The organism is Martelella sp., from assembly GCF_984369615.1.
Genome location: NZ_CFHTCS010000321.1, coordinates 1 through 4,910 on the forward strand (window position 1 = coordinate 1; position 4,910 = coordinate 4,910).

Consider the following 4,910-nt stretch of genomic DNA (forward strand, 5'->3'; position numbering starts at 1 on the left):
GTCGCTGAGCGCTCAGGCGGCCTGAACCGCGGCCCTCGCCGGATACTTACGATAAACGCGCCGACAACTATCTTGCAGCAATCAAGCTCTTCTCTGTGCGAATATGGCTAAAGCGTTACGAGTCTACGGCCTAGGGAATTTCACTTCGGCACTTCTGGGGAAATTTCACGCGGCATTGACAGCGATGCCCGGATCGTTCCGTGGGGACGATGGGTGAGGCGATCTCGTTGAGAGTCCTGAACCTGCCGAGCCAAGCCTCGCGAGGCCGTGAAACTGATTGAGACGCCTCGCACACCTGCCCCAATCGTGCGGCGGCCCTGAGCAAATTACCAGTGCGCCGACTGCGAAGAGAAGCGAGTGACCTGCGGAACGGTCCGAGAAGAAGTGCAGGAGCACCTTGACCACAACGAACCCAATCAGAGAAGACTCGGAAAAAACCATGCTCGACCCAATCCGTCAAATGCCGGGACTAAACACCCTGGCGGCTTCAGCCCTACGCATAAACACAATTGCTAGAGGTCGAAGTAAAGAGGCGCCAAGAGAGCAAATGCGATTGCGATAATGATGACGAGCGGGAGGCCACCTCGAACGAAGTCCGAGAAATTGTAGTGCCCCGGCCCCATGACCATCAAATTTGTCTGATAGCCGATCGGGGTTGCGAAGGAGCAATTCGCCGCGTAGATCACCGCAGCGGCGAAGGCAAGCGGCGGGGCATTGATCTGATGGGCCATGTTTATCGCGATCGGTATGAAGAGCGCGGCTGCTGCGTTGTTGGACAGAATGTTGGTCATTATCGCAACCGTGACGAAAAGGATTGTGATCGCGATCACCGCCGAGGATCCGCCGGCCAGCGCTATAACGGCCTGGGCGATCAATGATGCGCCTCCAGAAACCTCCAGGGCTGTAGCCATCGCGATCGAAGAGCCGATTAGAAGAAATATCTGCCGATCGAAGGCGCGTGCCGCCTGTTGCAAGGTTAGGCACCCGGTCGCGATCATCGCCAGGGCGCCAAGGACCGCATTGACAGCAATCGGCGAAATATCAAGGGCCGAAAGACCGACGACCGCTGCAAAGATGATGAAGGATATCAGGGCGCGACTACGGGGTGGCACAGACTGCGCCGAATGCTCGAGCAGAAGGATATCGTGATTCCCGCGCATCGACATGATGTCTTCCTCCGCCCCCCCGAGAAGCAGCGTGTCGCCGGCCTCAAGTCTCAAGAACCCAAAAGGACCGCGTCCCATGCGGGTTTTGCGCCGGATACCCACGATCGTGACATGAAATCGCGGCTGGATGCCGCAAAATCGAACCGTCCTACCTTCAAACCGTGATCCCGGCGCGATGACGGCTTCTGCCAGATGGTAATGCGGTCCCTGGCGGCGGCCGGCATTGTTATGTGTCTCTTCTTCCGGTTCCCCGAAAGTGACAGCTTCTCCACCGGCAATCAGGTCCATGAAAGCCTTGCGATTGCCGGATATCTGCAGAAGATCGTCCGGCTGGAGCCTCAGTTCTTCGCTGAACGGCGGCAAGAGCACCTTGTCCTCGCCGTCCGAAGCGCGAATGATCGAGTGCAGGGAGAACGGCCTCAGTTGAGGAAAAAATCCCGAGATCGGCAACAGACCGGCGAACCGGCTTCCGGCCGTGATGGCGATTTCACCGATGAACTGTGCGCCATCGCCGTCGTTGTTTGTCCGCAGTTCGGTCTGTCTCGCACTTAAGAGTCGCGGCAGAAAGAACAGCACATAGACATATCCGATCATAGCCAGAATCACCCCCATGCCAGTGATATCGAAGAGCCCGATTTCCACTCCACTCTCGGCCGCTATGCCGGCGGCAATCATGTTTGTCGAGGAACCGATCACGGTCGTCATGCCGCCGAGGATGGTAATGAATGATAACGGCATGAAGATCTGATAGGCTGGCAAGCGGAATGTCGCGGCAAGCGAGGTAAGCACAGGGATAAAGATGACAACCACAGGCGTATTGTTGAGGAAGGCCGAAATCGATCCGGCCACGACGAGGAGCAATGCAACCCCCATGCGCGGGCGACTGCCGCACAGCCTCCCGACATGGCGGGTGATTCCCTCCATCGCGTCGGTAGCAAACAACCCTTTCCCCACGATGAGGAGCGCCAAGACTGTGACAAGCGCAGGTGAGGAAAAGCCAGAGAGCAGTTCGGTGAGGCTCAGGGTCTCTCCACTCGGACCTTCATAGGGAAAAATGCCATAAATCAGAAGCAGCGCCGCAAGCACGGTGAGCGAGATCGCCTCGATGGAAAATCTGTCAAGTGCGAACATGATGATCGCCCCGAACACGACTAAAAATGTCGAAATCAGATAGAAATGGTCCACGTCTCTGCAATCTAAGGTTCAACAAATGAATAAAATATCGTCAGCTATTATTATAGGATTAGCAAAATCCTTATCCGAAAGCTATGGTGCCCATTGATGCCGGCCAGCTCAAAATCGCTTTTAGAGACGTCACGGCCTGACTCCCGTTACATTGCCCCTTAACCGAAAATTTGACGACTTGCGTTTAGCCAGTATCTGTGAAAATATTCGCAACGAATGGCAAATTCCCTTGAAGCCAATCAGCTATCTGTGGGTGTTTCAGCGCGTCACGGCTTGTTCTCCGCCTCATGTCGCTTTTTTTGAGAATAGTTTTTAGTGGGACGGCTTTGTCCTGAATTCATTTGTTAGCTGCAGTTAAAATTGTTGACTTGAGAGTTTTTGCACACCTCTAAAGGTCTATCCCTAATTCGGTTTTGAGATTCAATTTCAGGAATAGAAATGTCCCTAACGCATCTGCAACGGTTGGAAGCAGAATCCATCCATATTTTTCGTGAAGTCGCTGCGACATTCTCTCGTCCGGTCATGCTTTATTCGATCGGCAAGGACTCGTCGGTGATGATGCATCTGGCGATGAAGGCCTTCTACCCGGCCAAGCCGCCGTTTCCTTTCCTTCATGTCGACACGACCTGGAAGTTCCGGGCGATGTATGATTTTCGCGCGAAGATGGCCAAGGATCTCGGGATCGATCTCCTCGTGCATGTCAATCCGGAGGGCGTGGAAGGCAAGATCAATCCGTTCGATCATGGATCGAATACCCATACCCATATCTGGAAGACGGTCGGTCTGCGCCAGGCGCTCGACAAATATGGCTTTGATGCGGCTTTCGGCGGCGCCCGGCGCGACGAGGAGAAATCCCGCGCCAAGGAACGCATCTTCTCCTTCCGCAATGCCCAGCATGCCTGGGACCCGAAGAGCCAGCGTCCCGAAATGTGGAAGACCTACAATACCCGCGTCGGCAAGGGCGAATCGATCCGAGTGTTCCCGCTGTCGAACTGGACCGAGCTCGACATCTGGCAGTACATCATGAAGGAGAATATCCCGATCGTTCCGCTCTACTTCGCGGCGAAACGGCCGGTCGTCGAAAGGGACGGCGCGCTGATCATGGTCGATGACGAGCGCATGCCCATCGGACCGGACGAGAAGATCGAGGAGAAGATGGTGCGCTTCCGCACGCTCGGATGCTATCCGCTGACCGGCGCGGTCGAATCCGAGGCCGATGACCTTCAGGGGATCGTCCGCGAGATGCTGACGGCGCGCACATCCGAGCGCCAGGGACGCATGATCGACAAGGATGAAGCCGGGTCGATGGAGAAGAAGAAGCGCGAGGGGTATTTCTAATGAACGAGTTGACCGATTTTTCCGGCGACATGATCGAATACCTCGCCGAGCAGGAAAAGAAGTCGCTGCTGCGCTTCCTGACGTGCGGGTCCGTTGACGACGGCAAGTCGACGCTGATCGGACGCCTGCTTTACGACACCAAGCTGATCTTCGAAGACCAGCTCGCCTCGCTCGAGAGCGACAGCGCCAAGCATGGCACCACGGGCGCGGACATCGACTTCGCGCTTCTGGTCGACGGGCTTGAATCCGAGCGCGAACAGGGCATCACGATCGATGTGGCCTATCGCTTCTTCGCCACCGCGCGGCGCAAGTTCATCGTCGCGGACACGCCCGGCCACGAAGAATATACCCGCAACATGGCCACCGGCGCCTCGACGGCGGATTTAGCGATCGTGCTGGTCGACAGCCGCCAGGGCATTCTGCGCCAGACGCGCCGTCACTCCTACATCGCCTCTCTGCTTGGCATCCGCCACATCGTGGTCGCGATCAACAAGATCGACCTGATGGACTATTCGCAGGAGGTGTATGACAAGATCGTCGCCGACTATCTGGAATTTGCCAAGGATCTCGGCTTCGAGACGATTGTCCCGATCCCGATGTCCGCCCGCTACGGCGACAACGTCACCATGCCGTCGCAGAACATGCCCTGGTATCAGGGGCCGGTATTGCTGGACCATCTCGAAACCGTTCCGGTCGAATCCGACCTGATCGAGAAGCCGTTCCGCATGCCGGTCCAGCTTGTCACCCGCCCCAACCTGAACTTCCGTGGTTTCTCCGGTGAAATCGCCTCGGGCCAGGTCGCGGTCGGCGATACGGTCACCGTGGCCAAATCGGGTCAGGCCTCGAGGGTCCGGCAGATATCGACCATGGATGGAGATCTCGAGCGCGCGGAAGCGGGGCAGGCCGTCACGCTGGTGCTCGATGACGAGATCGAGGTTTCGCGCGGGAACATCCTGGTTGCGCCCGAAGAGCGTCCGAATGTGGCCGACCAGTTCCAGGCCAAGATGATCTGGTTTGATGCCGACGCGATGATTCCCGGCCGTTCCTACATCCTGCGCACCGAGGCGGACTCGACGCCCGCAACGGTGACGGCGCTGAAATACCACGTCAACGTGAACACGTTCGCGCATGAAGCGGCCAAGGCTCTGCACATGAACGAGGTGGGCGTCTGCAACATCTCGACCCAGGCGCCGATCGTCTTCGATGCCTACAAGGACAACC

Annotated in this window: 3 protein-coding genes; 2 read left to right on the plus strand and 1 reads right to left on the minus strand. The window is 57.0% G+C overall.

Going from position 1 to position 4,910, the window contains the following annotated elements; translation table 11 throughout:
- Positions 1-512: 512 nt before the first annotated feature.
- Positions 513-2,351 carry an SLC13 family permease gene (locus AC5DC2_RS19265; RefSeq protein WP_491699636.1) on the minus strand — a complete coding sequence of 613 codons (1,839 nt, stop codon included), beginning with the start codon at positions 2,349-2,351 and terminating at the stop codon, positions 513-515.
- Positions 2,352-2,783: 432 nt separating this feature from the next.
- On the opposite strand from AC5DC2_RS19265, the gene cysD reads away from it, so the two are divergent.
- Positions 2,784-3,689 (plus strand): sulfate adenylyltransferase subunit CysD, encoded by a 906-nt coding sequence (gene cysD, locus AC5DC2_RS19270; protein WP_491699638.1) that lies wholly within the window; start codon positions 2,784-2,786, stop codon positions 3,687-3,689.
- A partial coding sequence (gene cysN, locus AC5DC2_RS19275; protein WP_491699637.1) for a sulfate adenylyltransferase subunit CysN occupies positions 3,689-4,910 on the plus strand: 1,222 nt, incomplete at its 3' end. The genes cysD and cysN, both read left to right, overlap by 1 nt.